This is a genomic window from Geothrix campi (genome assembly GCF_024609265.1).
In the GTDB taxonomy this organism is placed as follows: Bacteria; Acidobacteriota; Holophagae; order Holophagales; family Holophagaceae; genus Geothrix; species Geothrix campi.
The window spans coordinates 143,007-168,510 of record NZ_JANHMP010000004.1 but is presented as its reverse complement, the minus strand read 5'-3'; the positions used below and the strand labels follow the sequence as shown (position 1 = coordinate 168,510).

Sequence of the window (25,504 nt, the reverse complement as noted above, 5' to 3'; positions counted from 1 at the left end):
ACCCTCAAAGGCTTCCTATCTTCTATCCGGTTTTCAAAGACGCTCACCGTGCTTCCGCACAGTCCGAAGTCGCCTCGCGGCCCCTTCCAGCACCTCGCAGCCTCAACTGCGCAGGACATTCAGACTAGCAGGGGAGAGTCGCAGTGCAAGTGGAAATTTTCAGGTAGGTGCCCGTCACCGTTGCATCTCTGACGGAATTCCCAGGCAATTCCTAGGAAATCCCCAGTTTCAGCAAGGTCCGGCGCTTGCCGGATTCCACTGCGGGCTGATCGAAGGGATCCACCTCCAGCGCCACGCCGCACAGCCCCACGGCCAGCTGCCAGGCCATGAGGAAGGCCCCCAGCGAGGCCTCGTCCAGCGAGTCCAGGTGCCAGTGCACCACGGGGATGCCGGCCTCCTCCAGGGCCTCGCGGGTGCCCTCCGCCTGGGCCCGCACGATGTCTTCGCCGCCCCAGCGCCCCAGTCCCGGAAACGGGCACTGCGACGGCGGATCGGAGGGTTCCGCTGCATGGTTGTGTCCCACCGTCACCATCACCATGCCGACATTGCGCGGCCCATCCAGCCACCGCTGCAGCTGCGCATGCTGATCCTGTGGACCGATGGCGCGGATGGGCGTAAAGCCCCGCCGACTACCGTCAGCAGCCTGCTTGCCCAGGCTTTCCGCCACCAGTTGCACCCACCATGCGCCCACGGTTTCCAGATGCGTGGCGTAGGGCATCAGCACCCATTGGTCCGTGCCTCGCAGGTAGCCTGTGGTGAGCGTGGCCACCATGTCCCAGACGCGGACACCCCAGGGTCCTCGCTCCTGCTCGGTTTGCGCGACCACCTCGCGGGCGGCGGACAGGAAGCGGGGGGCCTCCAGGCCCGCCCAATGCAGCGGCAACGCGCCGATGGCCGTGAACGCCGAGTAGCGCCCACCCACCTTTTCCGGGATGGGCAACAGCGTCCAGCCCTCGGCCCGCGCCAACCGGGCGAGCGGATTCTGGTCGTCCTGCGTAATGACCACGGGCACCTGGTGCCAGCGCCCCCATCCAGCCTGGGCCCGCAACCGCCCGATCCACGTCCAGAGTTCCAGCGTGCGTCCGCTCTTGGAGGCGAACACCAGCTGGTCTTCCGCCTCCAGGCGCAGGCCGTTGGTTTCGGGGGAGGCCAGCGGTTGCCACCGATGGCGCAGCGAAGTCGCGGCCAGGGCCTGGATGAGCGCATCCGCAGGCAGCAGGGAGCCGCCGATCCCGCACCACAGCAGCCGGCCTGGCGCCAGGGACGGGGGCAGCGCCACGTCTTCGGCGAGGCGCCATCCCGACATCGGATGTCCAACCATCCGCTGCCACAATTCCCTTGAGTCCATTCCTGCTTCTCCTGTTCCAGCCATCTTAGGCCATCATGACCTCCGGAGCCGCCATGAAGACCCTGCGCAAAGCCGTCATTCCCGTCGCCGGTCTGGGCACCCGCTTCCTGCCGGCCACCAAGGCCCAGCCCAAGGAGATGCTGCCCCTGGTGGACACGCCCGTGATCCAGTACGTGGTGGAGGAGGCCATCCGCGCGGGGATCGAGAGCATCGTCCTGGTGACTGGGCGCGGCAAGGGTGCCATCGAGAACCATTTCGACGTGGCCTACGAGCTGGAGGACACCTTGCGGCGCCGCGGCAAGCAGGAGGACCTCGACCTGGTGCGCGACATCACCCACCTCGCGCAGTTCGCCTACGTGCGTCAGGGCGAGCCCCTGGGCCTCGGCCACGCGGTGCTATGCGCCCGCCATGCCGTTGGTGACGAACCCTTCGCCCTGCTCCTGGGCGACGACGTCTTCGACGAGCGGGATTCCGCCCTGGAGGCCCTCATCGCTGCCTATCAGGCGACGGGGAAGTCCGTCGTCGGCGTCCAGGAAGTCCCGGAGGACCATGTTTCCCGCTATGGCATCGTCAGCGCCCCAGTCGGCCGTGAAGCCAACTGGGAGGTGACAGCGATTGTCGAAAAGCCCCTGCCATCTGAGGCCCCCAGCCGCTGGGCGGTCGTGGGGCGCTACGTGCTGGAACCTCGCGTATTCGAGCATCTCGCTGCCCTCAATCCCGGTGTGGGCGGCGAGTACCAGCTCACGGACGCTCTGGCGGTCCTTGCGCGGGAGGGTCGCCTCGTGGCGGCCCCCATCCCCGCCAAGCGCTTCGACACCGGGAACAAGCTCGACTACCTGAAGGCCAACGTCGAGTTCGCCCTCAAGCGAGAGGACCTGAAGACGGATTTTGCAGCCTACCTGAAGGACCTGGCGAAGAGCCTCTAGCGCCGCAACCGCAGGGCGTTCAGCACCACCGTGAGTGAGCTGAGGCCCATCGCCAGCCCCGCGAGCATGGGCCCGCCGAAGCGTTCCAGCTGGCCCGAGGCGGCCAGGGGCACCAGCACCAGGTTGTAGCCGAAGGCCCAGCCCAGATTCTGGCGGATCACGCGATGGGTGCGCAGAGCCAGACGGCGTGCGGCGAGGATGGGCTCCAGACCCGGGCGCAACAGCACGAGTGGAGCCGCCGCCATGGCCGCGCCGGTGCCCTGCTCCCCCGCCCCAGATCCCATCGCGATGCCGCAGTCCGCCTGGGCCAGGGCCGGGGCATCATTCACGCCATCGCCCACGAACCCGACCACGGCGCCCGTGTTCTGGAGGTCCCGGATGCGGGACAACTTGTCCTCGGGGCGCAGGCCCGCGGAGACCGACGCGATACCCACTGCCTCGGCCATCCGGGCCGCGGGTTCGGCACGATCCCCCGTGAACAGGTGAAGGCGAAGTCCCTGGCCTCTGAGTTGGCCAGCCACCGCGGCACTTTCGGCCCGAAGGCGGTCACCCAGCACGAACACGCCCTGCAACCCGGAGGCGTCCGCCAGGCCCACGGCGATCCCATCCTCGTCCACGTCCGGGAACGTCACCCCCAGAAAAGCCGCGCTGCCCAGGCGCCAGGGCGTGCCCTCGATCTCACCGCTGACGCCCCCGCCCGGGTGGGCGCGGAAGGCCGACACCGGCTTCAGGGCACCCCCGTGGGCCACCACCAGTCCGCGGGCGATGGGGTGTTCCGAATCCCGTTCCAGGCTGGCCGCGAGTTCCAGCAGCTTCGCTTCAGCCAAGTTCGAGGTCTCCACGACGCGACGCAGCCTCGGCCGACCTTCCGTGATGGTCCCGGTCTTGTCGAAGGCGAGATCCGTGGCCTGGCCGAGGGCCTCCAGGGCGGCTGCATCGCGCACCAGCACGCCCTTCCGCGCGGCGGAACCCAGACCCACCATCACGGCCACCGGCGTGGCGAGGCCGAGGGCACAGGGGCAGGCGATCACCAGCAGGGTCACGGCCGGGCGCCAAGCCGAAGCCAAGGCACCCGTGGCCAGCCACCAACCCGCCAGGGTCAGCAGGGCAAGAGCCAGGATGGCCGGCACGAACACGGCACTGATGCGATCCGCCAGATCTTGGGCGGGGGCCTTGGAGCCCTGGGCCTGGGCCACCAGCTGAGCCATGCGGGCCAGCTGGGTCTGGGCCCCCACGGCCTGGATGTCCATCTCCAGCGCGGAGCCATGAACTACCGTACCAGCCACCAGGCCTTCGCCAGGCCCCTTGGGAACAGGCAGGGGTTCACCCGTGAGCATGGATTCGTCCACTTCCGCCTGGCCCACCGTCACGCGCCCATCAGCAGGGACCGCATGCCCCGGCAGCACCCGGACGCGATCGCCAGGCCGCAGGTCCGCCACCGGGACTTCCACCACGGAACCATCCTCAGCCAGGCGCAAGGCCGTGGGGGGGGCCAGGGCCAGCAGCTCCTTCAGGGCATCGGTGGCCTTGGACTTGGCCCGGCTCTCCAGATATTTGCCCGCGAGCAGGAAGGCCACCAGGGCTGCGGCCGTTTCGAAGCTGAGGTGGTGGACGCCGTTCAGCCATTCCACCACGGCAAAAGTCCACGCGACGCCCGATCCCAGGGCGATGAGGGTATCCATGGAGGCCTGGCCGTGCCGGGCCTGACGCGCCGCCCGGCGGAAGAAGCCCCAGCCGGCCCAGAAGACCACCGGGGCCGATAGCAGGGCCTGGAGCCAGCCCGGCAGATGGATTCCCAGGCCGGGGACCATGGCGAGCAGCAGGGGCGCCGTGAGGACCAGGGCGATGATCATCCGGTTCCGGGCGGGGGCCGGGTCATCTTCGGCCGGCGCCACCGCCTGGTCAGCCTGGGGTCGGCCCAGGCCGTACCCCGCGTCCTCGACCTGCGCCGCCAGTGTCTCGAAGCGGGCCTCGCCTTCCACCGTGGCCATGGCCGTGGCCAGATTCACCGTGGCGGCGCGCACGCCGGGGGTGCTGCTCAGGGCCTTTTCCACATGCCGCACGCAGGAGGCGCAGGTCATGCCAGTGACGGTGTAGGTCTCGATACTCATGGGGATCCCGGGATTGGCCTAGGCCAGCTCCGCCAGGTGATAGCCCGCTTCGGCCACCTGGGCGGCCAAGGTTTCGAAGGCCGCGGTGCCGGTCACCTTAGCCGTGCCGCTGGCCAGATCCACGACCACGTCGGTGACGCCGGGGGTGTTGCGGATCGCCTTGTCGACGTGGCGGACGCAACCGCCACAGGTCATGCCGGTCACTTGGTAGGTCTGGGTGTTCATGGGTTCTCCAGTGGGTTCAGGCCCGCAATTCCGTGAGCGCGGGCAGGCGCTTGGCTTCGGCGAGCAGGGTTTCCATCAGGTTGCAGCCCAGGTCGCTGCTCTGGCCGTCCGGCGTGCCCAGCGTGATGCGGAGGATCTCCACCAGCAGCTGGATCTCGGCGAGCCGGCTCTCCAGAACCCGGAGCTTGCCGCCCAGGGCATCGCGCACATGGGCGCAGGGGGCGCTGTCCTGGCGCAGTGCGCGCAAGAGCTCCTGCACCTCATCCAGGGTGAAGCCCGCGGCCTGGGAGGCCTTCAGGATCCGCACCCACTGGACGGCCTGCGGCGGGAAGAGGCGATAGCCCTTGGGCGACCGGGGCAGGTCGCCGAAGACGCCAGCATCCGCATAGAAGCGCAGGTTTCGGGCCGTGAGGCCCGAACGGGACGCGAGCTGACCGATCTTCAGTAGCCGGGATCCGGCGGGCGCGGAGGCCGGAGTGGGGTAGAGGTCGGTGACGGTCGACATGGGAACCTCCCGAACGAGCAGTCCTCAGGTTAAGCCTCCAGTTACATGGAGGCTCAAGGATAAAATCACAAAAAACTATATGCGCTGAGAGCGATGAATATGCAGGTGCAGCAGCGTCACGGCGGCCGGAGTGATGCCGGGGATCCGGCTGGCCTGCCCCAATGTCTCAGGTCGATGCAAGATCAGCTTTTCCAAGACTTCCTTGGACAAGCCGTGCAGATGCTCGATGCGGAAATCCGCGGGGATCCGCACATGGTCCCAGGCCCGATGGCCTTCCAGAAGGCGGGCCTCCCGCTCCCGATAAGGGGCATAACGCAGGTCGAAGAGCAGCAGGTCCCGTTCCCGGGCGGGGTTCCACCCGGTCTGGGCATCGGTCCAGCCCTCCAGGAGGGCCAGGCACGCCTCGGCCTCGGTGGGCCCCATCTGCTGGCGGCGCAGCAGGTCGGACAAGGCCAGGCCCGCGTCCAGCCGCAGACCGGCGGCGGCGGCGATGGGCCCGAAGGGGCTGGTCTGGGTCACCCAGGCGGCGTCGCACTGGGCGCGCAGACGGTCCCGGCGCTCGATCTTGGCCTCTACCAGGGCCAGTTCCCCGGGCTCCAGGGCCCCCACCTCGCGGGCCACCGCCAGCAGCCGGGCGTCCGCCACATCGCAGGCCAGGCCCAGCCGGTGTTCGGCCCGGGCCGTGAGCATGCGGTAAGGTTCGTCCGTGCCCTTAGTGACGAGGTCGTCGATCATCACACCCAGGTAGGCCTGATCCCGGCCAAGGATGATGGGCTCCTGGTCCCGCAACCAGCGCACGGCGTTGAGGCCCGCCAGCAGGCCCTGGCCCGCGGCCTCCTCGTAGCCCGTCGTGCCATTGATCTGGCCCGCGAACCACACGCCTTCCAGGCCTTCCACCGAGAGGTCCCGACGCAGCTGCAGGGGATCAAAGCTGTCGTACTCGATGGCGTAGCCGGGACGCAGGATCTCCGCGGCCTCGAAGCCGGGCAGGCTCCGCACCATGCGCAGCTGCACGTCTGGTGGCATGGAGGTGGATAGGCCCGCCAGGTAGATCTCCTCGGTCTCCAGGCTTTCAGGCTCCACGAAGATCTGGTGCCGGCCCTTGTCGGGGAACTTCACGAACTTGTCCTCGATGGAGGGGCAGTACCTCGGGCCGACACCCTCGATATGGCCTCCATAGAGGCTCGATTTCGGCAGGTTCTCCCGCACGATGGCCTCTGTTTCCGCCGTCGTGTGGACGATGTGGCAGGGCACCTGGGACTGGGGGATCTCCTGGGTGAAGAAGCTGAAGGGGCGAGGCGGAGCATCGCCGGGCTGGACCTCAAGTTGACTGAAGTCGATGGAGCCTCGCGCCAAGCGGGGGCTCGTGCCTGTCTTCAGGCGACGGCTCCTAAGGCCCAGGGCCTTCAGCTGCTCCGCGAGGTGGGTGCTGGCGGGTTCCCCAGCCCGGCCGGCCTCCAGCCGACGATCACCGATGAGGATGCGCCCATTGAGGAAGGTGCCGCTGGTGAGCACCACCGCGTCGCAGGGCACCACGGAGCCATCCAGCAGTTCCACCCCCCGCAGGCCCCGGGTGCCCTCCGTCCAGAGGAGGGCGGTGGCCATCCCCTGGCGCAGTTTCAGCTTCGGCAGATGCTCCAGGAGCTGCCGGGCCGCACTGCGGTATTTGACCTTGTCGGCCTGGGCCCGGGGGCCACGCACGGCCACGCCGCGGCTTTCATTGAGGATGCGGAAGTGGATGCCGGTGGCGTCGATGAGACGGCCCATGGCGCCGCCCAGGGCATCCAGTTCCCGCACCATGTGGCCCTTGCCCACACCGCCGATGCTGGGGTTGCAGCTCATCTGGCCGATCTGGTCGAGGTTCATGGTGAGCAGCGTCGTGGCCATGCCCATGCGGGCGGCGATGTGCGCCGCCTCGATTCCGGCATGTCCGCCGCCAATCACCACCACTTGTTTCATCGCAGGACCTCCACCCAGTCTTCGATGAGGGGAATCGAGGCCTTCCTCCTATCGCGGGCGGCATCTAGCCGCCCACTCCCGCGTTCCGCTTCGCGGAGCCGCGGAGTCGGGGCCATTCCGGCATGTCCGCCACCAATGACCACCACCTGTTTCAAGCCGTCCTCCGGGGGTTGTCAGGATACCCTCCCCAATCAGCGGGTCCGGCGCCTGCCTGGATGTGAGAAAATGGGGCCATGCGACCCCGTTTGAGCCCTGAGGAACGCCGAGACCGGCGAAAGCGCGCCATGCGGCGCTCCATGTTCGTGCTGCCCTCCAGCATCACCATGGCCTCCATTTTCTGCGGCTTCTCCAGCGTGGTCATGTCCATCAACGCCGCCGGGGCCACCCCGGAACGCTTCTTCCTGTGGGCTGCCGGCCTGCTGGTGCTGGCGGGAGTCTTCGATGGCCTCGACGGCCGCGTGGCCCGGGCCACCAACACCGCCACGGAATTCGGCGTGCAGTTGGATAGCCTGGCGGACGTGGTCAGCTTCGGCATGGCCCCGGCCATCCTCGCCTACCGGTACGGGTTCTTCCAGCTGGGCATCCACGATTCCCACCTGCGGGCCGCGGGCTGGGCGGCCTGCTTCGTCTTCACGGCCTGTGGCGCCCTGCGCCTGGCCCGCTTCAACGTGCAGGTGGGCGCGGTGGATCCCCGCTACTTCGTGGGCCTGCCCATCCCCGCCGGCGCCGCCTGTGTCGCCTCCGTGATCATCTGGCGACCCACGCCGCCGGCCTCCACGCTCCACGCCTACGCCTTCGCCGCGGAACTCTTCCTCGTGGGCCTCCTGATGGTGTCCACGATCCGTTTCCCCAGCTTCAAGAAGCGGGCCGGCAGCCCCCGGGCCGCCATGCTGACCAGCCTCAGCATCGTGCTGATCTTCGCGATGATGATCCTGCTCCAGCAGCGGTTCTTCGTGGGCTTCTTCGCGGCCTACATCACCTTCGGGCTCCTCCTGAACCTGGCCTGGAAGGCCGGCTGGCGGGGCGTGGAACCCCCCAGGGACGGTGCGGAGAACCTGGAAGCCGTCCACTGACGAAAGGCCGGCCAGGGCCAGGGTCCAGGGGTAGTGAGGCCCTCCGGCCCTAGGTCAGGATGCCGGCGATGCAGGCGCTGAGGAAGTTGGCCAGGGTGCCCGCCAGCATCGCCCGGAGGCCCAGGCGGGCCAGATCGCCCCGTCGCTCGGGCACCAGGGCGCCGATACCGCCCACCTGGATGGCGATGCTGCTGAAGTTGGCGAAGCCGCAGAGCGCGAACGTGGAGATCAGCCGCGCTTTGGCGGACAGGTTCGTCATGGCGCCCAGGTCGAGGAAAGCCACGAATTCGTTCACCACCATGCGCTTGCCGAGCAGGGAACCCACCTGGCCCGCTTCGAGCCAGGGCACGCCCATGAGGTAGGCGAAGGGCTTGAACACCGCCCCCAGCACCATTTCCAGGCTGAAGCCCGGATGGATGGCCTTCATCAGGCCGTTGAGCAGGTAGATGAGCGCGATGAAGGCGATGAGCATCACGGCCACGTTGAAGGCCAGCTGGCCGCCCTCGAAAGCGCCCCGGGCGGCCGCATCCAGCACGTTGGCGTCGTGGGTGGGGATGTCCACCTTCACTTCGCCCGCGGTCTCGGGGGCCTCGGTCTCGGGCTCCAGGAGCTTGGCCATCATCACCGCTCCAGGGGCGGTCATGATCACGGCGGTGAGCAGGTGCACGATGTCCACGTGGGCCACCTGGACGTAGGCCACCATGATGCTGCCGGACACATGGGCCATGCCGGCGGTCATGATCAGCATCAGCTCGCTGCGGGTCATACGCGCCAGGAAGGGCCGGATGGTCAGGGGCGCCTCGGTCTGGCCCATGAGGATGCTGGCGGCCACGCTCACGCTCTCGGCGCCGGACACCTTGAGGAAGCGGCCCATGGCCCGGGCCGCCGCGCTCACCACCCACTGCATGACGCCGATGTAGTAGAGCACCGCGAAGATGGACGCCACGAAGATGATGGTGGGCAGCACCGCGAAGGCGAACACCATGCCCACCTTCCCGCCGGGACCATCGGAGAGCGAGCCGAACACGAAGCTGGCGCCCTCATGGGCGTAAGCCATGAGGTGTTCCACCACGATGCGCATCTGGTCGAAGGAGGAGCCCACCAGGTTCCCCCGGAGCAGGCCCAGGACGATGACGGCGAAGAGGCCCCAGTTTAGTGACTTGTTCTCGCAGGACGCGAAGCGGCGCAGCAGCATGGGCGTGAACATCAGGAGCAGCACCACCCAGCCGGTGCCCTTCGGGAACGGCACGAAGGAAAGCAGGCTCGAGATGGCGGCGCCCTTCAGGACGATCAGCGCGAAGATCCACTGGAGGGCCAGGCCCCAGACGATGGTGCGCCAGTGGATGGCGCTCCGCTTGTGGGACAACGCGTACGCAATGGCCATGAAGGCCACGATGCCGGCCAGACCGATGAAGCGTTCCATCGAGTGCTCCTAGGCCAAGTGGGCGGGTTCATCCCACCCACCTGGCGGGGGCCCGGGGGGACATCGCGAGCATGGCGAGCAGGCGGTCCCCCCGGACAGCATTAGAGTTCCTGGTTCAGGGCCTCGACGGCCTGCTCCATGTAGAAGCGGGCGCGGCCCAGCAGGCCCTCCCGCTGCATCACCAGGACCAGCGTGCACTGCTCCTTGGCACCCATCATGAGGATCCAGTGCTGGTCCGTGGCGAAGGCCACCTGCTTGACCTCGCCGCGGTCGAACTCCTCCACCGCCTGCTGGAGGTGCCGCTTCACCACGTGCTGGTAGGCCCCCAGGAGCTGCAGCCCCTCGTTGGAGACCTGGATCGTGCGGGAGCAGATGGGATCCCCATCGCGATCGTTGAAGGTCGCGGCCAGGGCCTCGGGCACCTGTTCGATCAGCCGATCCAGGAGTTGCTGGAACATGGTGGGACTCCGGTGATGCGTGCTGACAGCATGACCGGACTGGGGGCCCATGGCAAAACCCGGACACCGTCCATCGGTCTAGATCCCCCGCGCCACCTGGAGCGCCCAGATCCCTGCGAGCAGGAGCCAGGCCCCGAATCGGAGCGCCCGCGACGCTGGCAGGGCTGGATAGGGCTCTCCGCGCCAGGCACGGCGCAGGTCCCAGAGGGCGGCGACCGGCGCAGCCCCAGCCAGGAGCGCCAGGGCCGGATACCAGTGGAGGGCCTCGCGCCAATGCCCCTGGCCCAGGGCGAGGATGCTCCGGGTCAACCCGCAGGTGGCGCAGGCGATCCCCGTGAACCGCTTGAAGGCGCAGCCCGGCAGGAACCCCGCGAAGGGCGCCAGGAAGCCCGCCAGCCAGACGCCCAGGGCCAGGGCCAGGCTGCCGAGGGCGATCCAGGGCACCCGCCTCACGGAGCCGTCCGCAGCAGCATCAGCACCATCACGGCCAGGCCCAGGGCGCAGGTTCCGAGCAGCACCGCATGGACCACCGTGGCCCCCACCCCCCGCCAGGGCTCGCACCCGTGCCGGGCCGCCAGGGCGAAGCCGCGGAAGAGCCACAGATAACCGGCCAGGAGCATCAGCGGGAGGGACAGCACGGTACCCAGGATCGGCACGAAGCCCAGCAGCCCGATCAGGGTTCCCAGGGCCGCGATGCGCAGGACCTCGGCCTCCGCCACCAGGGTGGTCCGGAAACCGCGGCGCCCCTTCAGGCCTCCCAGCAGCCACAGGCCGGTATGGTCCCAGACCGCATGGTGGATCCAGGTCCCCAGCACCCCGATGGGCACGATCAGCAGGAGCCAGGGCCAGATCCGGCCGAAGGTCGGCGGGGCTGGCAGGGTCCGGAACACCTCCCAGAGCACCTCCGGATCGGCCCCCGAGAGCCGCTCCAGCCAGTCTGGCGGCCCGCTCTGCCGGAGCTGCCCATAGGCCTGGAGGGCCCGCCAGACCATGATCAAGGCGTCCACCAGGGCCAACGGAACCCACACGGCGAGCATGCGGACCAGGGCCCGGCCCAGGGGCGGCAACGGTTCCGTGAAGGCCGTGGCGGGCCGCATCAGGGCCCGGGCCGAAGCCGCGAAAGGGACCTCCATCACTTCCTCAAGAAGAGGATCTCGAAGTCGCGGAGGACGATGGCATCGCCGTCCCGCTTGAGGGGGGCCTGGAAGTCCCGGGGACTCAGGTCGGCGAACTCTCCGAAGGTGGCCACGTTCCCATTGATGTAGGCGATGAATTCATCCTGGCGATGCTTGATGTACCCCCGGAAGGGACGCGACACGGCACCGAGCAGGGCGGAGTCCAGGGCGGTCCAGGTCTGGAGGTAGGTTTCGAAGCCGTCCTTCCCTTCCCAATAGCGGTACGAGGTCAGCATTTTCGCGCCCACGGCGAAAGGCGTCTTCAGGCGGCCCTTCTCGGCCACGCCCTCCACCAGGTAGACCCGGTGCCCGGGCCGCTGATAGACGAGGCGGAGCGTGCCCTTCAGCCCGTGTGCGTCATCGATGCTCCAGGCCCCATCCGGATGGATGAAGGCGTAGAAGCTGGGCACGAACTGGCAGTGCCTCCACATGGCCGCGCTCAATCGCGGATGGTCGAACAGCTTTTCCATGGTCGCCAGGCGCACGTGCTTCGGCTGGGTCCGGGTCTCGAAGGCGAAATCCACCCGGTTCAGGATGTCCAGGGCCTCGGCGCGGGCCGCCGGAGGTAGTTGGTCCACGAAGGCTGGGGGCTGGGCTTGGGCGAGAACGGCCAGAAAGACGAAGATCACGGCGCGCATGCCTAAGACGCTAGCACTTACGGGGGGAACGGGGATACCCACCAACCCCATCAGGAGGCCGGACCGGGTTCCGGAGTCGCGGCTATGCTTTTCCTCTGCCCTGAGGCTTCCATGTCACCCGCATCCCCCTGGTTCCGAACCCCGGTCGCCCTGCTTTGCGCTTTGCCGGCCCTGGTCGCGATTCCGGCCCGGGCCCAGGAGGGCGACCTGGCAGAGCGGCTGTACCAGAGTGGCGAGCGGGCCTACACGGCCAAGGCCTACAAGGAGGCCCTGGACACCTGGGGCCAGCTGCTCCAGTCCGCCCCCAAGAGCGAGTTCGCCCCCCGGGCGCTCCTGGCCTTGGCTCGCCATCAGGTGGAGGTGGAGCACAAGCCCGAGGCTGCCATGCCCTATCTGGACCGGCTCAAGGCCGACTACATCCGGAGGCCCGAGGCCGCCGAGGGCTTGCTGCTGAGGGGGACCCTGCTGGCGCGGCAGGCCCGGCGCGCCACAGAACTCAAGGATGCCATGGCGGAATTCAACCGGGTTCTCGACCTCTTCCCGGAGTCACCCGCGGTGCCCGAGGCCCGGTTCCGGTTGGGCCGGGCCTGGCGGGACCAGGGGCAGTGGGGCCGCGCCCTCCACCAGTTCATGGAAGCCCTTCGGCTCCACCCCGATGCCGCCGTGGTGCCCCGGGCCATGCTGGAGGCCGCCGAGACGATGGACCTCCTGGAGGACCTGCCCGGCTGCCTCCGGATGCTCCAGCGCCTCCGGACCACTGCACCCCTGAGTCCCGAAGCCCAGGAAGCCGCCTGGCGCATGGCCCTGCGCGTGAAGCACCGGCTCCAGAAGCCGCCGCTCGCCAACGAGGGAGCTTGGCCCGCGGGCCGGGCCAAGTGGCTCAAGACCCCCACACTGTTGGCCACCGCACCCGATGGGGATCTGCTCATCTACCAATACGACCTGGATCGCGCCTTCCGCCTCCGCCATGGCGATCTGGCCCCCGCCGGCCCTGGCGCCGTCGGGGCCAAGGCCATGCTCGCTTCACCGGCAGACGAGGTCTGGCTTCTCTCCAAGGCCGGCCTGATCCGCGAGCAGGCCGCGGGGCTGACGCCCCTCGGTGGCCTCAGTGCCATCACCGGAGCCGCCCTGGATCGCTGGGGTGCGCTCTGGGTCGCCGATTCGAAAACGCCCGCCTTGACCGTCTTCGGCCAGGATGGGACCTCCCGCACCGTGGCCTCCCCCATCGCGAACGCCCTGGCGCCCCTGCCCACGGGTGGCGTGGTGATCGCGGCCGACGCGGACCGCAAGCTGCTCTTCCTGGATGCCGACGGCCAGCCCCGCACCGTGGTCCCCTATGGCAAAGACCTGCCGGCCGCCTTCCGTTACGTGATCGCCCTGGCTTCGGACGGGGCAGGGCAGGTGGGCGCCCTCGTCGAAGGTGGCGACTTCGGGGAAGGGGTGGTGATCCTGGGTCCCCGAGGCGAAGTGCTTCGGCAGGCCACCTTCAAGAGCCTCGGCATCAGCGGCCGCATCACTTCCCTCGCCCTGGACCGCTCCGGCGGACTCATCCTCTGCGACCGCCGCAACGATCTCCTGTTCCGGTTGAACTGATATGCGCCTCCGCCGACTCCTGCCCCTCGCCTTCCTGGTCGCCCTCGGCCTCCACGCTCAGGATCCCGCCCTCAAGGACACCTTCCTCCAGGCCAAGACCCTGTGGGCCGCCCAGGGGGACCGCGAGGGCGCCACCGCCCGCTTCGAGAAGGTGGTAGAAGCGCTCGCCCCCAAGGGCGCCACGCTGGGCCCCGCCTGGGCCCAGATGCTCTGCGAAACCTACAACTGGCTGGCGGTGCTTGATGACCGCAGTCCTCAGACAAAACCCCGGGCCCAGGGTCGCCTCCAGGCCCTCATCGACCTGAATCCGGACTTCGAGGTGGACCGCGCCCTCACCTCCCAGCGCCTGATGGCCCTCTTCGACCGCCTGAAGGGGGAGAAATACGCGGCGGTGAAGCTCAGCTACGCGCCCGAGGATGGAACCTTGTCCGTGGACGGCCGGCCGGGCCCGCCCCTGGCCCGCCGCTTTCTCCCCTTCGGCTCGCACAAGCTGGTCTACACACGCCCAGGCTACGCGCCCGCCGAACGGAGCGTGGAACTCGTCCCCCGGGACGCCAAGACCGTGGACTTCAAGCTCGACCGCGTGTCCTCCGCCGTCACCTTGTATGTGCAGCCCAGCGGCACCGAAGTCCTGCTGGACGGCCAGAGCCTGGGCCGCACCAAGGGCCACGCCGGACCCGAGGCCGCCCCCCTGGTCACGCCCCTGGGCCTGCGCCCGGAGGATTTCTCCGAGGCCTTCGTCATCGCCGATCTGGCCGCGGGCAAGCACCAACTCGAACTGCGGGCGCCCTGCCACCGCACCCGGGTACTCGAGATGGAAGCGGACCTGGCCACGCCCTGGGCCGATCACACCTTGGAGCCCCTCCGCCTGGAGGCCTCCAAGGGCACCCTCTCTGTCAGTTCCGCCTGGCCGGGCGGTGAGCTGTTCCTGTCCGGCCAGAGCCAAGGGCCTCTGCCTGTGGCCCAGCTGCCGGTGTGCTCCGGCGCCTACGATCTGCTGATCCGCTTCCCGGCCGGCGGTTTCTCCCGCCGCATCACCGTGGAAGAGGGCAAGGCCCTGACAGTGGAGGCGCGCCCCAAGCCGCGCCTGGCCTTCCTCGGCCTGGAGGGAGAGACGGAATTCACGGGCCGGGCCCGCTTCCTGTCCCTCCTGGAGGGCCTCGGGGACCGGATCCAGCAGGTGGCCTACCTGCCCGCCCACCCTGGTGAAACGCCCAGGGAGGCCCTGGCGCGGGTGAAGGCCTCCCGAGAGGCGGAGCTCATCCTCCTCGCCACGCCGATGCCCGACAAAGTCATCCACCGGATCGAACTGCTGGTGGCCACCCTCGAAGGCGAAGAGGAACGGCTGATGGTGAAACCCCTGGAGGAGGATCCCCTGGGGCCCCTGGTGGCCCGTCTCAACGCCGTGCCCCCCCTCCATGAACCAGGCTTGGGCCTCTCCGTCCTGGATGTTCCCGGTGAAGCCGGCCCCTGGGTGCTGGCCGCCTCCGAAGCCGCCCAGAAGGCCGGCATCCAGGTCGGCAGGGCTCTCACCCAGGCCAACGGCAAGCCGCTCCCCTCGGTCAAGGCGCTGCACCAGGTGCTGGACACCGCCAAGGGAAGCGTGACCCTCAGCCAGGGCGGCGCGCCCGTGACCCTCCCCATCCAAGCCGAAGCCCTGGAGATCCCCCTGGGTGCCTCGAACCTCTGCTATCCCGCCGTACTGGCCCAGTTGCGCCTCCAGTACGCAGGCGCCAAGGGGGATGAGGCGAATCTCATCCGGCTGAACCTGGGCCTCGGGTTGATGCACTTCCGCAGGTATGACAAGGCCATCGAGCAACTGAGGGACACCCGGCTCAGCACCGTGAGTGGCGTGAGCCAGGGCACCCTGGACTACCACACGGGCCTCTGCTTCCTCCGGTTGGGCAACGCGTACCAGGCCGAAGCGACCCAGGCATTCCGGCAGGCACTGAAGTATCCTCAGGCAACCCTGCTCGGCCCCGATGGTCCCCTGGTCGCCCCCCTGGCCCGGCAGGCCCTCGAAGACCTGAAGTAGTTGGAGGAACCCATGAGCCACCAGCGCGGCGAAGGCAAGATCGGCTGCATCGTCTCCCTGCTCGTATTCGGCGCTTTGGCTGCCGCAGGCTACAAAGCCATCCCCGTCTATTACGCCGACAGCGAGTTGGTGGATGCCTGTGATTTCATCGCCAGCAGCGCCGCCAAGAAACCCATTGAGACGATCGAGCGGGAAGTCAAGGACAAGGCCCGGGAGTTGGTCATCCCCGAGGTGCTGGCGGACAAGAACGCCATCCGCGTCACCAAGACCGGCAGCGGTGAGGCCGGCACCTGCACCATCACCCTGCGCTTCAAGCGCACCATCGACTTCTACGGTGTTTACCAGTGGACGAAGGAAACCAACAAGCGCATCTCCAAGCCGATCTTCGAGAACATCGGCTAACGGCTTGCGGCGGGGGACCGGGCGCGGGCACCCTGCCATATGCTCCTGTCATTGCCTGAAGACTCCTCCCTGCCCCGGGGGGAGGCGCTGCACCCGGTCCATGTGCCCGGTTCGAAGTCTGTCACCAACCGGGCCCTGCTGTTGGCGGCCCTGGCACCTGGAACCAGCCGGTTCCGGGGTGGGCTGGAGGCCGAGGACACCCGTTGGATGCGACAGGCCCTGACCGATCTGGGGCTTGGATTCAAAGAACAGGAAGGTACCTGGATCATCGAAGGCGGCCGACGCCCCCGGGCTTCCGCACCCCTCTGGCTCGGCGCCTCGGGCACCACCCTGCGGTTCCTCCTGCCCTGGTTGGCCCTGAAGGCGGAGGGCCCGGTGCGACTGGAGGGCGACCCACGGCTCTTCGAGCGCCCCCTGGGCCCCCTGCTGGCCCCTCTGGAGGCCCTGGGGGCCGCCTGGGAACCCAATGCGCAGGGCGCCTGGCTGCGCCCCGCGACGCGCACCCCGGAGCACCTGGACCTGGAGGTGGACGCCCGCCTCAGCAGCCAGTTCCTCACGGGGCTGGCCCTGACCGCGGCGGCCTTGCCAGGCGGCGGCACCCTCCGCTGGACCGAGGTTGCGAGCCCCAGCTACCTGACCCTCACCACCCAGTGGCTCCAACGCTTCGGCTGCGAAGCCCGCCTGGAACCGGGCCAATGGATCATTCCCGGCGGGGCGCTGGCCCCACGGGATCTCGACCTGCCCGGCGACTGGAGCGGCGCCGCCGCCTTCCTCGCCGCCGCCGCCGTGACGGGTCGCACCCTTCGGCTGGCGCCCCTGGATCCGGCCGATGCCCAGGGCGACCGCGCCATGGTGACCATCCTCGAGGCGGCGGGCTGCCGTGCCCACTGGACCGCCCCCCAGACCCTGGAACTGGGAGGCCCCCTCCAGCGCGGCCTGAACGCGGACCTTACGGACTGTCCGGACCTCGGTCCCGTGCTGGCGGCCCTGGCAGCCCTGGCGCCCGGCCCCTCCGAGCTGCGCGGACTCCACACCCTGCCCCTCAAGGAGTGCGACCGGTTGGACGCCTCGGCGGAACTGGTGGGTTGGCTGGGCGGCCAGGCCGAGGTGATCGGGGATCACACCCTGCGAGTGGCTCCCGGCCCACATCCGGGCCCGCGCTCCCCCTTCGATCCACGCAACGACCACCGCATGGCCTTCGCCGCGGCCGTGGGCGGCCTTCGCTGCGGTGGCGCGCTGCGGGATCCCCACTGCGTGGCCAAGACCTTTCCGGATTTTTGGGCGGTCTGGCGCGGGATGCTGGGGTGCTGAGAGCCGCCTGGCTCGGCCACTGGAAAGCCCCCTGGAGCCTGGACCGGGGTCGCCGCTGGGGAGATCCTCTGTGGGCCCTGCCCGCCATCAGCCAGGCCTGGCTACTGGGCGGCCGGGAAGGACGCTGGCCCCGCCTGGCGCAGGAGGCCCACCGCCCCCAGGGCCCGCGGGTCACGGACCTGCCCACCACCTTTGGTCCCCGCCCGGATCCAGCCTGGGTGGCCCTCCTTCGTCACGGGAGCCCACTGGTTCCCGCCACCCAGCGGGGAAGCCGCGAGGACGAGCTGAGGGCCTGGGCCTGGGAGGCCCTGCTGGAGGGAGACGGCGAGCCCTGGATGGCGACGGGATCGATCCTGCTGGACCATTCCCAGCGCCTGCGGTGGATCGCCCTTCTGGGCGCGGTGGATGAAGCGGGGGCGCTGCACCTGCCGCCCTTCCTGGAGAACCTGATCCCACCTTCCCTCCACCGCCTGCCGCCAGGCTGGTGGGAATTCCTGCTGCGGAGCCAGGATGGGGAGGGCCGCCTCCTGCCCGAAGGCCACCTCGATCAGGCTCTGCCGTGGCCCCTCCTCCAGGCCCACACCGGACCGCTGGCGCTGGAGGCGCTCCCGGAAGATCTGGCTCCTCATGCCAGCGCCCCCTGGCTGACGGCCCTCCCGGATGGACGGTGGCTGCTGGACCCCCGAGTGCGGGCCTGGGCGCGGGGCTGCGGCGCCTCGGCTTCAGGTTTGGCTCCGCTGGCCCCCACCGGGCTCGCAGTCGGTGAGCACCCGTCCCCGCCCCTGGCCGCCTTCCTGCGTATGCAGTTGGCGGAGAACCCACCCCAGGGCTGGCGGGAAGCCCTGGAGGCAGACCTGCAGGAATCCATGCATCGGCCGGCTCCGCCTCCCCCCTCGGGCCACGCCACCTGGGATCGGATCCGCATGCGCTGGGGCGGCGAAGTCGCGGAGGCCGCCGAAGGCTATCCTGCCTGGGGCACCCGGGTGCACCCCTGCGCGGATCCCTTCCACTGGATGGCCGAAGGGTTGCGGGCGGATGGGCTTTGCGAGCCGGAGGCCTCCCTGCGGGCCTTCACCCTGGCCCACGCCCACTTCCTCCGGCTGGGGGCCGCTGGCTGGGCGGAACGCGCGGCCTCCAACGCCGCGCATCTGGCCCTCAAGTGGGCCGACCTCCCCGCCCATGCCCGGTGGGCCGCCCTGCGTGGTCCGCTCCCCCAACCCTGGCAGGATCTGGAGGAAGCCCAGCTGGCCGAGGTGAACCTCGAACCGGACGCCGCCCAGGCCCGCATCCGCCGGCTGGTGGAGGCCCACCCGGACTTCGCCGCGGGCTGGGGATTGCTGGCCCTGCACGGCGCCGACCGGGAACGCTGGGATCTCATCAGGGAAGGGCTGGTGCATGTCCAGGACCATCCCTATGCCCGCTTCCTGGAGGCGGTCCTGGGTCCGTTGACGGACGCGCCGTCTGCGGATGCGGATCCGGAGACGCGCCTCAGCTGGGAGGCCCACCGGCTGTTCCGTGGCACCGGCGAGCCGCGGGCTTTCTGGGAGGCCTGGCGCACCTGCCCCACGCAGATCATGCGCCTGGAGCTCGGTCTGCAGGTGCTGGAGCGGCGGCCCGACCTCCGGCGCGCGGAATCGCTACTGGCCCTCCAGGCCATCGCCGATCGCGCCCATTCGCCCCGGCACCAGAGGCGCCTCGCGACCCTCTGGCCCCCTTCCGAAGAGGCCCCAGCCATGGGTGCCACCACCCTCTTGGAGCGCTGGCTGGCCCGACGATCCACACCCACCTGGCTGGTCTGGGGAGAAGGCACCGCCCGCCGCATCCTGGGTGCCGGGGAGGCGCCCCCGGAGGGGGCACTCAGCCGCCTCGCCCAGAATGGCGCCCTGGCCCCCTTCCAGCACGGCGATTGGATCTGGCGGGGTCACACCCTCGCCTGGGAAGGCTGCCCGGTGGGCGCCATCCTGTTGGCCCAACCTCCGGAACTTCCCCCGGTCCCCTCCATGGAGCCTTTCCTATTGGCGCCCTGGCTGGCCCAGCTCCAAGCCGCCCGCCCTCAGGAAACCATGGAGGATGGTGGCCTGCTGCTGACGGATGGCAGCGAACCCATGGCCTCGGTCCTCCGGGAACTGGACCGCGTGGCGGCTTCGGAGCTCGCGGTACTGATCCTCGGCGCCACCGGCACGGGGAAAGAACTCGCGGCCCGGGAACTCCATCACCGCTCGGGGCGATCAGGCGACCTAGTGGCGGTGAACTGCTCCGCCTTCGCCGAGGGGCTGCTGGAATCCGAGCTCTTCGGCCACACGAAAGGCGCGTTCACAGGGGCGGACCGGGACCGCCGGGGCGCCATCGAGGCCGCGCGGGGCGGCACCCTGTTCCTGGACGAGGTGGCCGACCTCTCCCCGCGCCTCCAGTCCCTGCTGCTGCGCGTGCTCCAGGAGCGCGAGATCCGCCGGGTGGGCTCAGACCGATCCATCCGGGTGGATGTGCGCTTCGTCGCGGCCACCCACCGCCCCCTGGAGGAGCTGGCCGAGGCCGGGAGCTTCCGCCGGGACCTGTTTTTCCGCCTGCAGGGCGCGGTCCTTCGATTGCCAGCCTTGTCTGCCCGCCGCCATGAGTTCCCCTTTCTGGTGCCCCGGCTGGTGGTGAAAGCCGCCGCCGCGGCCAAGCGGCCGGTGCCGGCCCTGGCTCCAGGACTCCCGCAGGCCCTCGCCCGCCTATCGTGGCCAGGAAACGTGCGCGAGCTGCTGCATGCGCTGGAGCGCGCCATCCTGCGCTGCGAAGGCGGCACCCTGAGATCCGTCCACGTGCCAGAGCTGGAGGCCCCCGTCCTCCAGATGCGTGGCTGGGACGACGCCACCCGCGCCTTCCAGCGGCGGTTTCTCCTGGACACCCTCCAGGCCTGTGATTTCCGCATGGCCGAAGCCGCGCAGACCCTGGGCCTCGCCCGCCCCGCCCTCTATGCCACGGCCCGGCGGCTGGGGGTGGACTTGGTGGCGGAGCGGGTCCTCAAGGGCGCCGAAGATTGAAACCCCGAGTTGAACTGTTTGATCGGGGTGGCGCCGTCCTCGGCGACTTCCTCGCACCGATTGTCGCGTTCACTCGCGGAAGCCCGTCTTTACAACCGGCGGCCGAAGCTCCTCTCCAGATCTTCGAGGGTGAGCTTCTTCAGGATCGGCCTCCCGTGTGGACACGTGTTGGGCACCTCGCAGGCCAGGAGGTCACGGATGAGGCCCAGGGCCAGGTCCGGCGGTAGGGAGTGGTGCTTCTTGATGGCGGCGCGGCAGGCCAGCTCGGCGTTGAGGTCCCGGCGGAAGGTATCGAGATCCACCCGGCCTTCACGTTCGAGCCGGGCCAGCAGATCCTCCAGCAGGGTCTGGGGATCCCGGTCCGCCAGGAAGTCCGGCAGGCCCCGCACCACCAGGGCGCCCTCCCCGAAGGGTTCCGCCTCCACCCCGGCGGCCTGGAGCTCACCGAGGAAAGGCGATAGCCGCGCCAAGGCTTCAGGCCCGATCTGCACCACCTGGGGCGGCATCAGCGGCTGGATGGCGGGGGCGTGGCGGCGCAGGAAGAGCCGCTCGAAGAGCACCCGCTCGTGGGCCACGTGCTGATCTACGATCCAGAGTTCGGGCCCCCGGTCACCTTCGATTTCCGCCAGCAGATAGGTCTGCTGGAAGGATCCCAGGTAGCGGATGGCGCCATCGGGGTCCAGGTTCTCGGAGGCCCCGGAGGACATCGGCTCATAAGCGTAGATCGTATCCAGGGGGCGTGTCGTGAAGGTCGCGTCGAGCGTCCGGTAGGCTCCCAGCGCCCCGCCGGAGTGATCGGACCAGAGGCGGGGATGCTGGGCCGCGGCGCGACGGGAAGGATCCAGTTCAAACTCCGCCTCCAGCGGTTTCGGCGGCAGTTCCAGCACCGAGGCCAGTCCTCCGCGCGCCGATGAAAAATTGCTTCGCAAGGCGGCCCAGGCCTCCTCGGCCCCGCCCCGCACCCAGGCGAAGATGCGCTGGGGCTCCCGGAAACGCACCTCGGCCTTGGTGGGATGCACGTTCACGTCCACGGCCTCGGGGGGCAGTTCCAGGAAGAGCACCGCCGCCGGGTACGAGCCCTTGGCGAAGGTGCCGGACCAGGCCTCAGACAAGGCCGCCAGCAGCAGGCGATCCCGCACGGCCCGGCCGTTCACGAAGAGGTAGAGGTGGTTGCGATCGCGGAAGCTGAGGTCCGGCGGCGACACGAAGCCCCGCAGCCGCCAGGGCAGCTCGCCGTTCACGAAGGGCACCAGCCGGGTGAGCTTCTCGCCGAGCAGGGGGCCCAGGCGCTGGCCCGCGTCCGCCACGGGCGGCAGCACCAGGGGTGCACCACGGTCGGGGCGGATGGTCCAATGGACGCCGGGGGAACTCAGGGCCAGCCGTGCCACGGCGCCCCAGAGCTGGGCGTGTTCCGTATCGGTCGACTTCAGGAAGCGCCGCCGGGCAGGCAATTGCGCGAAGAGGTCGCGTACCGTCACCGTGGTGCCCCGGCTGCGGGGGGCGGGCACGACTTCCCTGATGATGCCGAACTCGCAGCGCAGGCGGTGGCCTGCCCCTTCGGCTTCCGCGCTGGTCAAGTCAAAGCGGCTCACGCTGGCGATGCTGGGCAGGGCCTCCCCCCGGAAGCCGAACGAGGCCAGATGCCCCAGGTCCTCCGCCGTGCGCACCTTGCTGGTGGCGTGGCGCTCCAGGGCCAGATAGAGGTCATCCCGGGCCATGCCGGAGCCATCGTCGGCGACTTCCAGGAGGCGCTTGCCGCCCTCCTCCCAGGCGACTTCGATGCGCCGGGCGCCGGCGTCCAGGGCGTTCTCCACCAGTTCCTTGAGCACCGAGCTGGGCCGTTCGACGACCTCCCCCGCCGCGATCTGGTTCGCAACATGATCGGCAAGGACTCGGATCTTGGCCATCGGATCAGTCTAGAGCGTGAATCCAGAGTCGAGTCAGGTCAGAGCCGTCACGGTCACCCTGGTTTCCTCGGCCACGCGCTTCACCCGGATGAAGAGGTGCCCCAGGTAGGCCAGCAGGAACAGCCCCGCGCTGATGCCGTGGGACCAGCTGAAGGCCGTGCGCCAGACGGGGCTGGTGACCACCTGCACACCATAGCCCGACAGCACCATGGGCGCGATGAGGAAGGCGGCACCCAGGCCCGTGCGACGTCCTTCCGGCCCCTTCTTCAGCTTGACCTGGAGGTGGCCGCGCACAGCCATGCCCAGGGCGAAGAGGAGGAGGGGCGCCATGAGCACATGGAGGTGCTGGGCCGCAGGCAGCCAGGGGTGGGGCTCGGGGCCGAACTCGCCCATCCGCAGGCCGAACCAGCGGAGCAGGCCATCCATGAGACCGGTGCCGGCGGTGAGCAGAGCCGCCAGGTGCAGGCTCCAGCGTTCGAGGGGACTCATTTCGCCTCCCGGTAGAGCACCTGATGCAGGGCCAGGCAGCGGCGGGCCGCGTCCGTCATGGCGTGGGCCGTGAGCGTGGCGCCCGAGAGGGGCCTGATGGCGCCCTTGAGGGTGAGCTGCGGGTCGAGAGTCTTCCCCTCGAACTGCTTCACCCAGGCCTCCCTCGCCATGTACTCGGCGGGCTCGTGGAAGGCCACGGCCTCCACGCGCAGGACGCGGCCCTCGGGCGAGAGGGCCACCAGCAGAGTCTCGTTCAGGGTCCGGACCCGGTGGGTGTCGAAGAAGCCGACACCCACCAGGGTTCCATTCTTCCGGGCCTCGTAGGTCACCAGCCAGCGCCCCGGCACCTCCACCTGCGCCAGCGCCTTCGCCCGCCCAGCCTGGGCCTCGCTGAGCACGAACTCCCGGCGGGTGAACTGCGCCCCCGGGAAGGCCAGGGCCAGGGCCTCCTGTGTGGAGGGCAGGGCCGCGAAGAGCGGCAGGGAGAAGGCGAGGGGGGCGAGGACGCGGATCATGGGAGCCTCCGGGCGGTGGGACGGGGCGGGACCGGGGCCTAGAAGTAGAACCCGAGGCCGACGTTGAACTGGTCGCGGCCGGTCTCGGCGCGGTTCTCGACCTTGTTCCAGTCGGCCTTCACGGCGACGTTGGGGATGGGCTTGTAGCTGACGCCCACGGTCTTCACGGTCACGTCGTTGGCGAGGTCGGGGGTCGCGCCCGGCACCACCCGCTGCTGGGAGTTCAGGCGCTCGTAGCGGACGAAGGGGATGAGGGCCTGCCGCCCGGAGCCGCGGAGCACGTCGTAGCCCGCCTCCAGGTAGCCGCCGAACTGGCGCGTGCCGGTCTGGAACCCCTCGCCGGTGATCGGCAGGGCCGCCACGCCCGCCTCGGAGTTGGTGGTGCGGGAGAAGAGGCCCCGCAGCTGCAGGCCACCGGCGCGGTACTCGGCGTGGACATCCCACAGGCTCGTGATGAGCGGCTCGGCCCCGTCCTCGGGGTTGGAGTTGCCGCGGTAGAAGCTGAAGCCGAGGGTGGTGCCGGGGATGGGCGCCCAGTCCAGGCGGCCGGTCCAGGCCAGGCTGTTGGCCTTGGCCTCCTTGCCGAACTGGCGTCCGCCCTTGATGCTCGCGCCGGTGAAGCCCTCATGGCCATTGCCGGCATCGGGGTTGGCGTCCATGCCGTTCACCAGGTACAGGCGGTAGCTGAGGTTCCCGGCCAGCTCGCCGTGGAGGCCGACGCCATTCTCATGCCAGGTGCTGGGGATGATGCGGCGCTCCACGAGGGGGCGCTGGGAACCCAGGAAGGCCGGGGGCTCGTGCATCTCGTTCATGAAGCCCACGGGTAGGAGCATCATGCCGGCCCGCACGTTGAAGGCCTTGTCGATCAGGAAGTCCAGGTAGGCGAACTCGACCTTGACCTCGCCCCCGGTGGACTCGTCGGAGTAGCCGCCGTGTTCGAACTCCAGCTCGGAGTTGAAGACGATGCGGTCGTTGAACTTGTAGCCCGTGTAGAGCACGAGGCGCAGCGCGTCGAGGCTGGTCTCCCGGGGCGCCTTCGATCCGTCCTGCAACTTGGAGTCGAAGTTCTGGTACAGGAATTCGCCATAGCCGCCGATGCTGAGGCCCGTGGGAGCCGCGTAGACCTTGCTGGCGGCTGCGCCCAGGCCGAAGCGGCCTTCCTCTCCGGCGACCGGCATCACGCTGCCGGTCTTCTGGGTCTCGAGTTCCCGGGACATGGCGTCCAGGCGCCGCTCCAGGTCGGCGATGCGCTGTTCCGCGTCCGGCTTCTGCTGGGCGAAGGCGGGCGCCGCCAGCAGGGCGCACATGAGGGGGGTGAGCAGGGACTTCATCGGGACTCCCGAGGCATCAGGGTGGGGTGGAGGGATCGGAAAGCCGGGGTCATCCGGATCGTTCCGTCGCGGAGAAGGAAGGCGGCGGCCACGCCCTGGCGCTCGGCCCAGGCGAGGCCGGCATCGGGGCCCAGCACGTAGAGCGCCGTGGACAGCACGTCGGCCGTGAGGGCATCCGCGGCCACCACGGCCGTGCTGCCCCAGGCAGGGCAGGGCTCGCCCGTACGGGGATCGAGGATGTGCCGGCCCCGCTCCGAGGTGCCGCTGCCGGAGAGGGAGGCGTCATGCAAGGCGAGGGTGATCCGGGGGCGGTCGCGCTCCAGGGGATCCGCGACGGAAACGGACACGGGTCGGCCCCAGGCCAGCAGCTGGCCCCCGAAGTCGAGCAGTCCGGCAGGACTGGCCGTGGCCTGGCGCATCCGGTCCAGGGCATAGCCCTTGAGGAAACCACCTTCCTCCACGCCCGCCGCCGGGTGGACGAGGCGAGCCGTGCCCGCGGTCCGGTCGAGTTCCAGGAGCTCGGCTCCCGAGGCCCGGCGGGCCTCGACCAAGGCCTGGGGGGTAGGAGTCATCCCCCCCTGCCGGATGCCCCAGACCCGCATCAGGGCCATGAGGACGGGATCGAAGGCCCCCTCCGTCCGGGCCTGCCACGCCTTCATCCGGCCCAGCAGATCGAGCCATTCAGGGTCCAGGGCCACCGGCCGCCCCTGCGCCGCATTCAGGCGGCTCCAGGCGGAGGAGGCATCCCACGTGGAGCAGGCCGCTTCGAGGCGAGCGGCCTCTACGAGCGCCGCTTGCGAGGCTTGTTCAAGGTCGCCGCGTCCCTCGAGATGCAACCGCAGCTCCGTCCCCATGGCCAGCACTTCCCGGTCCAGCGCGGGACTGGCCAGCGTGGGACTGGCCAGCCCGGGGAGGGCCTGCGCGGGCGCGGCGGCCTGGGCCGCCATCAGGGCGGGGACCAGGAGGAGGAAGGAGGGTTGAACAAACATGAGAATGAGTCTCATAAACTTGAAGATCATTTTCAACCTTAAATTTGAGATGGATTCTCAAAAAG

At 69.4% G+C, this 25,504-nt stretch carries 22 protein-coding genes; 7 read left to right on the top strand and 15 right to left on the bottom strand.

Annotated features, from left to right (window positions below; translation table 11 throughout):
* Positions 1–211 precede the first annotated feature (211 nt).
* On the bottom strand, positions 212–1,306 hold the full coding sequence (locus NOV65_RS15165) for a hypothetical protein (RefSeq protein ID WP_257307536.1): 1,095 nt from the start codon (positions 1,304–1,306) through the stop codon (positions 212–214).
* A 95-nt stretch (positions 1,307–1,401) separates the two neighbouring features.
* Here NOV65_RS15165 and galU point away from each other — a divergent pair, with 95 nt between their 5' ends.
* Complete coding sequence (gene galU / locus NOV65_RS15160) at positions 1,402–2,274, top strand: UTP--glucose-1-phosphate uridylyltransferase GalU (protein ID WP_257307534.1); 873 nt, start codon at positions 1,402–1,404, stop codon at positions 2,272–2,274.
* Here galU and NOV65_RS15155 read toward each other — a convergent pair.
* The 4 genes from NOV65_RS15155 to mnmG all read right to left on the bottom strand — a co-directional run bounded on the left by NOV65_RS15155 (position 2,271) and on the right by mnmG (position 7,074).
* Positions 2,271–4,385: a heavy metal translocating P-type ATPase gene (locus NOV65_RS15155; protein WP_257307532.1), complete on the bottom strand. Its 2,115-nt coding sequence runs from the start codon at positions 4,383–4,385 to the stop codon at positions 2,271–2,273. The genes galU and NOV65_RS15155 overlap by 4 nt on opposite strands.
* 18 nt (positions 4,386–4,403) lie before the next feature.
* A complete protein-coding gene (locus tag NOV65_RS15150) occupies positions 4,404–4,610 on the bottom strand; it encodes a heavy-metal-associated domain-containing protein (RefSeq protein ID WP_257307530.1) in 207 nt (68 codons plus the stop codon).
* Positions 4,611–4,626: 16 nt separating this feature from the next.
* Positions 4,627–5,115 carry a MerR family transcriptional regulator gene (locus NOV65_RS15145; protein WP_257307528.1) on the bottom strand — a complete coding sequence of 163 codons (489 nt, stop codon included), beginning with the start codon at positions 5,113–5,115 and terminating at the stop codon, positions 4,627–4,629.
* Positions 5,116–5,190: 75 nt separating this feature from the next.
* Entirely contained in the window at positions 5,191–7,074 is a 1,884-nt protein-coding gene (gene mnmG, locus NOV65_RS15140; RefSeq protein ID WP_257307526.1) for a tRNA uridine-5-carboxymethylaminomethyl(34) synthesis enzyme MnmG, read from the bottom strand.
* A 284-nt stretch (positions 7,075–7,358) separates the two neighbouring features.
* On the opposite strand from mnmG, the gene pssA reads away from it, so the two are divergent.
* Complete coding sequence (gene pssA / locus NOV65_RS15135; protein ID WP_257307524.1) at positions 7,359–8,147, top strand: CDP-diacylglycerol--serine O-phosphatidyltransferase; 789 nt, start codon at positions 7,359–7,361, stop codon at positions 8,145–8,147.
* Positions 8,148–8,196: 49 nt separating this feature from the next.
* Here pssA and NOV65_RS15130 read toward each other — a convergent pair whose 3' ends face one another.
* The 5 genes from NOV65_RS15130 to NOV65_RS15110 all read right to left on the bottom strand — a co-directional run bounded on the left by NOV65_RS15130 (position 8,197) and on the right by NOV65_RS15110 (position 11,841).
* The gene (locus NOV65_RS15130; RefSeq protein WP_257307522.1) at positions 8,197–9,570 is read right to left on the bottom strand and encodes a NupC/NupG family nucleoside CNT transporter; all 1,374 of its coding nucleotides are present in this window, start codon (positions 9,568–9,570) and stop codon (positions 8,197–8,199) included.
* Between the two features lie 101 nt (positions 9,571–9,671).
* Complete coding sequence (locus NOV65_RS15125) at positions 9,672–10,028, bottom strand: roadblock/LC7 domain-containing protein (protein WP_257307519.1); 357 nt, start codon at positions 10,026–10,028, stop codon at positions 9,672–9,674.
* 78 nt (positions 10,029–10,106) lie between these two features.
* Positions 10,107–10,472: a DUF2752 domain-containing protein gene (locus NOV65_RS15120; protein ID WP_257307518.1), complete on the bottom strand. Its 366-nt coding sequence runs from the start codon at positions 10,470–10,472 to the stop codon at positions 10,107–10,109.
* Positions 10,473–10,477: 5 nt separating this feature from the next.
* Entirely contained in the window at positions 10,478–11,161 is a 684-nt protein-coding gene (locus tag NOV65_RS15115; protein ID WP_257307516.1) for a hypothetical protein, read from the bottom strand.
* Positions 11,161–11,841: a hypothetical protein gene (locus tag NOV65_RS15110; protein ID WP_257307514.1), complete on the bottom strand. Its 681-nt coding sequence runs from the start codon at positions 11,839–11,841 to the stop codon at positions 11,161–11,163. Before NOV65_RS15110 ends, NOV65_RS15115 begins: the two co-directional genes overlap by 1 nt.
* Positions 11,842–11,952: 111 nt before the next feature.
* Here NOV65_RS15110 and bamD point away from each other — a divergent pair, with 111 nt between their 5' ends.
* The 5 genes from bamD to NOV65_RS15085 are packed head-to-tail and all read left to right on the top strand — an operon-like array spanning position 11,953 to position 20,208.
* Positions 11,953–13,434 (top strand): outer membrane protein assembly factor BamD, encoded by a 1,482-nt coding sequence (gene bamD / locus NOV65_RS15105; protein WP_257307512.1) that lies wholly within the window; start codon positions 11,953–11,955, stop codon positions 13,432–13,434.
* 1 nt (position 13,435) lies between these two features.
* Positions 13,436–15,469 (top strand): hypothetical protein, encoded by a 2,034-nt coding sequence (locus tag NOV65_RS15100; protein WP_257307510.1) that lies wholly within the window; start codon positions 13,436–13,438, stop codon positions 15,467–15,469.
* A gap of 12 nt (positions 15,470–15,481) precedes the next feature.
* Positions 15,482–15,871, top strand: a complete 390-nt coding sequence (locus tag NOV65_RS15095) for a hypothetical protein (protein WP_257307508.1) — start codon at positions 15,482–15,484, stop codon at positions 15,869–15,871.
* Positions 15,872–15,910: 39 nt separating this feature from the next.
* Positions 15,911–17,182 carry a 3-phosphoshikimate 1-carboxyvinyltransferase gene (aroA, locus tag NOV65_RS15090; protein ID WP_257307506.1) on the top strand — a complete coding sequence of 424 codons (1,272 nt, stop codon included), beginning with the start codon at positions 15,911–15,913 and terminating at the stop codon, positions 17,180–17,182.
* Entirely contained in the window at positions 17,176–20,208 is a 3,033-nt protein-coding gene (locus NOV65_RS15085; protein ID WP_257307504.1) for a sigma 54-interacting transcriptional regulator, read from the top strand. Before aroA ends, NOV65_RS15085 begins: the two co-directional genes overlap by 7 nt.
* A gap of 89 nt (positions 20,209–20,297) precedes the next feature.
* Here the strand turns inward: NOV65_RS15085 and mutL are convergent, their stop codons facing one another.
* From mutL to NOV65_RS15060, 5 genes are read right to left on the bottom strand one after another with little or no spacing between them, the layout of a single operon-like run.
* Positions 20,298–22,115 (bottom strand): DNA mismatch repair endonuclease MutL, encoded by a 1,818-nt coding sequence (gene mutL, locus NOV65_RS15080; RefSeq protein WP_257307502.1) that lies wholly within the window; start codon positions 22,113–22,115, stop codon positions 20,298–20,300.
* A 33-nt stretch (positions 22,116–22,148) separates the two neighbouring features.
* Positions 22,149–22,604 (bottom strand): hypothetical protein, encoded by a 456-nt coding sequence (locus NOV65_RS15075; protein WP_257307500.1) that lies wholly within the window; start codon positions 22,602–22,604, stop codon positions 22,149–22,151.
* Positions 22,601–23,119, bottom strand: a complete 519-nt coding sequence (locus NOV65_RS15070) for an FMN-binding protein (RefSeq protein ID WP_257307499.1) — start codon at positions 23,117–23,119, stop codon at positions 22,601–22,603. The genes NOV65_RS15075 and NOV65_RS15070 overlap by 4 nt, the downstream gene beginning before the upstream one ends.
* Before the next feature lie 38 nt (positions 23,120–23,157).
* Entirely contained in the window at positions 23,158–24,450 is a 1,293-nt protein-coding gene (locus NOV65_RS15065; RefSeq protein WP_257307497.1) for a porin family protein, read from the bottom strand.
* Positions 24,447–25,439, bottom strand: coding sequence for an FAD:protein FMN transferase (locus NOV65_RS15060; RefSeq protein WP_257307495.1), 993 nt, complete (start codon positions 25,437–25,439; stop codon positions 24,447–24,449). Before NOV65_RS15060 ends, NOV65_RS15065 begins: the two co-directional genes overlap by 4 nt.
* Positions 25,440–25,504: the final 65 nt, after the last annotated feature.